Here is a 3,528-nt window from a genome sequence, read left to right as displayed (position 1 = left end):
CTTTGTCCCTTGTGATAGCCCGTTAATTTGCGATGATTTAGTCGCCCGTTTCTGTCAGGCTGTCAAACCCGAGAGCGATATTTTAGTGGCTCATGATGGTGAACATCAGCAACCTGTGTTTACCCTATTTCATAAACGCGTGTTACCCAAACTCAGCGCCTTTTTAGCCCGTGGCGATCGCAAAATCATCTTGCTTTACGATGAATGCCATACTTCTTACGTCGATTTTAGCGATGCACCGAGCTGCTTTTTTAATTTGAATACGCCACAAGAGTTGGCGCAATTTGGAGCGTTACATCCATGATAGCTTCTGCACACCAGAATCCTCAACGCCCTAACCTGCCATTACTCGGTTTCGCTGCTTATTCTGGCACCGGAAAAACCACGCTGTTAGAAGCCCTGCTGCCTAAGCTGACGGCGGCTGGTTTGTGCATTGGCCTGCTGAAACACGCCCACCACGACTTTGATGTCGATAAGCCAGGCAAAGACAGTTATCGCTTACGTAAAGCGGGAGCGTCTCAAATGCTGATTGCGTCGCGTAACCGTCATGCGCTAATGACCGAAACCCCCGATGCCGAAGCGGAGTTTGATTATCTGCTGACTCGATTTGATGCTGAAAAGCTCGATATGATTTTGGTTGAAGGCTGTAAAAATATCGCTTTTCCAAAAATTGAACTGCACCGCGCGGAAGTCGGTAAGCCTTGGCTTTACCCTCATGATGAGAACATCATTGCGATTGCTGCGGATGAGACGGTCGAAACGGATCTGCCGCAAATGCACATTAATGATCTCGATGCGATCGCTGATTTCGTTTTGGATTATGTCAATAAGTGGCGCGCGCAGCAGATTCAACCACACACAGTGTCAGATTCAAAAAACAGTCCAGTGGCATGCTGCGACACCTTATCCCCTGCTTTTCTTTCTGTGGAGCAAGGCCGCGAGAAGATCCTCTCGCTCATCTCACCTTTGGCAGAGACAGAATCGGTAGCGATTCAAGAGTGCTATCAACGCGTACTGGCGCGTGAAGTTTTCTCTCCGATCAATGTCCCCGCCTATCGCAACTCAGCGATGGATGGTTATGCGCTGCGCAGTGATGATCTTGAACGCGATAGCTACCGTGTGGTGGCAGAAGTATTAGCGGGCAGTCATTACGCGAAAACGGTTGAGCTCGGCAAAGTAGTGAAGATAATGACTGGCGCACCCATGCCACAAGGTGCCGATACCGTGGTCATGCGTGAGCAAGCTACGCAAAACGGCGATACGGTGAGTTTTGCGGGTGCAAAAATCAAAGCAGGGCAAAACGTACGCCAAGCGGGTGAAGATTTGGCGCAAGGCCAAGCGGTGTTTAGCACAGGTCAGCGTTTGCTCTCTCCTGAAATGGGCATGTTGGCGTCACTGGGTTTTGCGCACGCGGACGTATTTCGCTCGCTTAAAGTCGCGATTTTTTCGACCGGCGATGAAGTACAAGCGCCCGGCGGTGACATTGAGCCAAACTCTATTTTTGATTCCAACCGTTTCACCCTGACGGGGTTACTCAAACAGCTCGGCTGCCAAGTGATCGACCTTGGCATCATTGAAGATGACGAAGCTAAAATGGTGCAAGTGCTTGAGCAAGCGGCAAAACAGGCTGATATGGTGATCACTTCCGGTGGTGTTTCTGTGGGCGATGCGGACTTCATCAAATCCGCGCTAGAAAAACTGGGCCACATTGATTTTTGGCGGATCAATATGCGTCCGGGCCGCCCACTGGCGTTTGGTCAGATTGCAGGAAAACCTTTCTTCGGGCTACCGGGCAACCCTGTCGCGGTAATGGTTTCTTTCATCAACTTTGTGGAACCTGCTCTGCGTAAAATGCAAGGTGAACAAGGTTGGCAACCACTGAAAGTCAATGCGATTGCGTTGGAAGATCTGCGCTCTCGCCAAGGCAGAACTGAGTTCAGCCGTGGGGTTTACGCTTTTAATACGCAAGGACAACTGACAGTACGTACCACGGGCAAACAAGGTTCGGGGATTTTGCGCTCAATGAGTGAAGCGAACTGCTTGATTGAAATTGCTCCGGCGATTGATACGGTAAAAGTCGGTGAAAGCGTGACAATTATCCCGCTTCAAGGCAGAGTCTAGTGTGTTCACTCCCTATACTTGCTTCTCTTCATAGTATGACGTCAATATAGGGACTCTTTACCAAAAGCGGCAATCAAGAACATCCATCATCACTCAAGATATTTACCTCCATGCTTTGAGTGAGCCTCCTCTCTGAGTGCTCCAATTTCTCGCCATATCTGTTCTGCAATCTCTGCATTCGCATCATAAAATTGGTGACTAAACACTAAGTAGTAATCTTTGGTGGTGATTGCAGGTTCTACTTTCGTGATGTTTTTGATTTTTTTACTACTGAGAAACTGCTGAGCGGTAGTATCTTGAACGGCGACAACAGGTAAGCGACCCAGTTGTAACATTTGGAAAAGTTGTTCTGTGGTGGTGACTTCTTGAACATTCAATTGTTTTTTCTTCAACTCATTCACAATCGAAAATCCTAAGTGAGCACCGACTTGTTGTTCGGTATTCAAAATTTTCTCTCCATCCCAATCCAATTTCTGATCTTGAAGCGTGTAAAAGTAATAACCGATCGTGGCAATCCGTTTTTGGCTATCCGGACTATCATCTTGCATTGGATAACGAGCATACTGAGCTCGTAGTGTGTTGTAAGAAAAGATAAAACCGCCATCTACTTTGCCTGTATCAATGTAATCCAATACCCGTTTACCAGGAAGACGAACATATTCAATTTTCAGTTCCAACTTAGTTGCGACATCATTGAGGACATCTAACGCTAGACCAGGAGGATTGGCAACAGACTCACCATTGCCCATCTGAAACGGGTAAGATTCAATATCTGAGTAGGCTAATCGAAGAGTCGTTGTAGCTGAAACATGAAAAGAACTTGTGACTGTAAAGAAAAATAACCAAGACTGACGAATGAAATAGTTCATAGACTCGACCTCACACATAACTAGAGAAAGCATAGAGCTTGAGTGGAAAAATAACCATAAACTCAACCTTTAACTCACCAAAAGTCACAATTACCCTATCTCTGTTCATCGCAAAGAAAGTCGAGAATATTGCTGCAATACCGCTTTTGGCTTGTGCTATCATCGCAGTCATAAAATCTTAACGACATAAACGCTGCTCAGCGTCGAGAGAAAACATGGCTCGTACAATTATTTACACCTACAAAAACCAAGAGAAAACGCTGACTTTCTCATACGAAAAGCATCACAACATTCATGAAGCGGTAGCCGAAGCGGAAGGCATTGACCTGACCGAATTTTTGAAGATGGAGATGCAGCTGGAAGCGATTTCCGATACTAAATCGGTGCGTAACTTCCGTGATAACCACTTTAAAAAGCTCGGTTTCGGCATCATCACGCTACAGCCTAAAGAGAATTTTGGTGTAGGCAAAAAACCAAAAGCGACTCGCTAAGCCAATATGCTTTAGCTGTAATTTTAAAATACCGATACCCAAACGAC

4 protein-coding genes and 1 pseudogene are annotated in these 3,528 nt (G+C 46.3%); 3 read left to right on the top strand and 2 right to left on the bottom strand.

What is annotated here, in order from left to right:
* Both GOU96_RS17125 and GOU96_RS17120 read left to right on the top strand, forming a co-directional pair.
* Positions 1-304 (top strand): NTP transferase domain-containing protein (locus tag GOU96_RS17125; RefSeq protein ID WP_324702039.1); only part of this gene is annotated, 304 nt, incomplete at its 5' end.
* The gene (locus tag GOU96_RS17120; RefSeq protein ID WP_267781147.1) at positions 301-2,121 is read left to right on the top strand and encodes a bifunctional molybdopterin-guanine dinucleotide biosynthesis adaptor protein MobB/molybdopterin molybdotransferase MoeA; all 1,821 of its coding nucleotides are present in this window, start codon (positions 301-303) and stop codon (positions 2,119-2,121) included. The genes GOU96_RS17125 and GOU96_RS17120, both read left to right, overlap by 4 nt.
* Positions 2,122-2,210: 89 nt before the next feature.
* Here the strand turns inward: GOU96_RS17120 and GOU96_RS18650 are convergent, their stop codons facing one another.
* Entirely contained in the window at positions 2,211-2,591 is a 381-nt protein-coding gene (locus GOU96_RS18650; RefSeq protein WP_001881320.1) for a transporter substrate-binding domain-containing protein, read from the bottom strand.
* A pseudogene (locus GOU96_RS18645) lies at positions 2,564-2,870 on the bottom strand (amino acid ABC transporter). The gene GOU96_RS18650 and the pseudogene GOU96_RS18645 overlap by 28 nt, the downstream one beginning before the upstream one ends.
* A 335-nt stretch (positions 2,871-3,205) precedes the next feature.
* Here GOU96_RS18645 and GOU96_RS17110 point away from each other — a divergent pair.
* Positions 3,206-3,481 (top strand): DUF2960 domain-containing protein, encoded by a 276-nt coding sequence (locus tag GOU96_RS17110; protein ID WP_000124575.1) that lies wholly within the window; start codon positions 3,206-3,208, stop codon positions 3,479-3,481.
* The last annotated feature ends 47 nt before the right edge of the window (positions 3,482-3,528 follow it).

It is taken from the genome of Vibrio sp. R-1 (genome assembly GCF_035615595.1).
Lineage (GTDB): Bacteria > Pseudomonadota > Gammaproteobacteria > Enterobacterales > Vibrionaceae > Vibrio > Vibrio cholerae.
The sequence above is the reverse complement of the archived record's forward strand: the minus strand, read 5'-3'. Positions and strand labels throughout refer to the sequence as shown.